Source organism: Collinsella sp. TM05-37 (assembly GCF_003436455.1).
Lineage (GTDB): Bacteria > Actinomycetota > Coriobacteriia > Coriobacteriales > Coriobacteriaceae > Collinsella.
This window is the reverse complement of sequence record NZ_QSPN01000013.1, coordinates 55,701-57,197: the sequence shown is the minus strand read 5'-3', so window position 1 is coordinate 57,197 and position 1,497 is coordinate 55,701. Positions and strand designations below refer to the sequence as shown.

Below are 1,497 nucleotides of genomic sequence, written 5' to 3'. Positions count from 1 at the left end.
GGCCCGAAAGAAAGGTAGGAGGCCATGACGAAAGGTCTGCACGTGCCTTCCGAGATCGGCAAGCTCAGGAAGGTCTGCCTGCACCGTCCCGGCGACGAGCTCCTCAACCTGCCGCCCGACGAGCTCGAGCGACTCCTGTTCGACGACGTCCCGTTCCTGGAGGTCGCGCAGCAGGAGCACGACACCTTCGCCCAGATCCTGAGGGACCAGGGCGTCGAGGTGCTCTACCTCGAGAACCTCGTCGCCGAGGTGTTCGACCAGGTCCCCGGCGCCCGCGCCGAGTTCACCGACCAGTACATCGCCGAGGCCGGCATCCGCGGCCAGCACATGCCGCAGATCGTCCGCGAGAAGCTGGACTCCATCGAGGACAACCTCGAGTTCGTCAAGAAGACCATGGCCGGCATGACCAAGGCCGAGATCGACATGCCCCTCACGGCGTCCACGACCCTCGACTCCCTGGTCAACTCCGAGTCCGAGTCCGACCTGATCATCGACCCGATGCCCAACCTCTACTTCACCCGCGACCCGTTCGCGGTCGTCGGCGAGGGCGTCAACCTCAACCGCATGTACTCGGTCACCCGCAACCGCGAGACCCTGTACGGCAAGTACGTCTTCAAGTACCACCCCGACTACAAGGACGTCTCCCTGTACTTCCGCCGCGACTGCCAGTTCCACACCGAGGGCGGCGACGTGCTGAACATCAACGAGAAGACCCTCGCCGTCGGCATCTCCCAGCGCACCCAGGCCGCGGCCATCGACGTCATGGCCCAGAACATCTTCTGGAACTCCGACTCCAAGGTCGAGCGCATCCTGGCCTTCGACATCCCGGTCTCGCGCGCCTTCATGCACCTCGACACGGTCTTCACCCAGATCGACGTCGATAAGTTCACGATCCACCCCGCCATCATGGGCACCCTGCGCGTCTACGAGCTGACCGCCGGCAAGAACCCGGGCGAGGTCAACATCCGCCTGATCGAGGACACCCTCGAGCACGTCCTGGAGGACGCCACCGGCGTCGACCAGGTCAAGCTGATCCCCTGCGGCGGCGGCGACCCGATCGCGGCCTCCCGCGAGCAGTGGAACGACGGCTCCAACACCCTGTGCGTCGAGCCCGGCAAGATCTGTGTCTACGCCCGCAACACCGTCACCAACGACGTGCTGTACAAGGAGGGCCTGGACCTTCTCGTCGTGCCCTCCGCCGAGCTCTCCCGCGGCCGCGGCGGCCCGCGCTGCATGAGCATGCCCTTCTGGCGCGAGGACCTCTAAGGTTTTCAAAGACCCGTACAGGTCTTAATACAAACATCTAGCTGCCATTAGATGTCTCCCAATGGGACGGTGCGGATCTTTCGCACCGTCCCATTCATGTTTAATGACGCTAAATTAACAACGGATAAGGTGGCCATGGATATCAAGACAATTGGCGTTGAGGAGTGGCTCAACGTTTGGGAGAAGAGCGCTACGTGGGACATTGCTCAGTCGACGATTTCGTCGCTGACC

The 1,497-nt window shown here is 62.9% G+C and carries 1 protein-coding gene; it reads left to right on the top strand.

Annotation, left to right across the window (positions count from 1 at the left end; translation table 11 throughout):
- Nucleotides 1–24 precede the first annotated feature (24 nt).
- A complete protein-coding gene (gene arcA, locus DXD48_RS07610; protein ID WP_117564676.1) occupies nt 25–1,266 on the top strand; it encodes an arginine deiminase in 1,242 nt (413 codons plus the stop codon).
- The last annotated feature ends 231 nt before the right edge of the window (nt 1,267–1,497 follow it).

What these genes read in the sequence shown, in the direction of transcription:
- arcA (WP_117564676.1), top strand. Translation starts at nt 25, where the DNA reads ATGACGAAAGGTCTGCACGTGCCTTCCGAGATCGGCAAGCTCAGGAAG.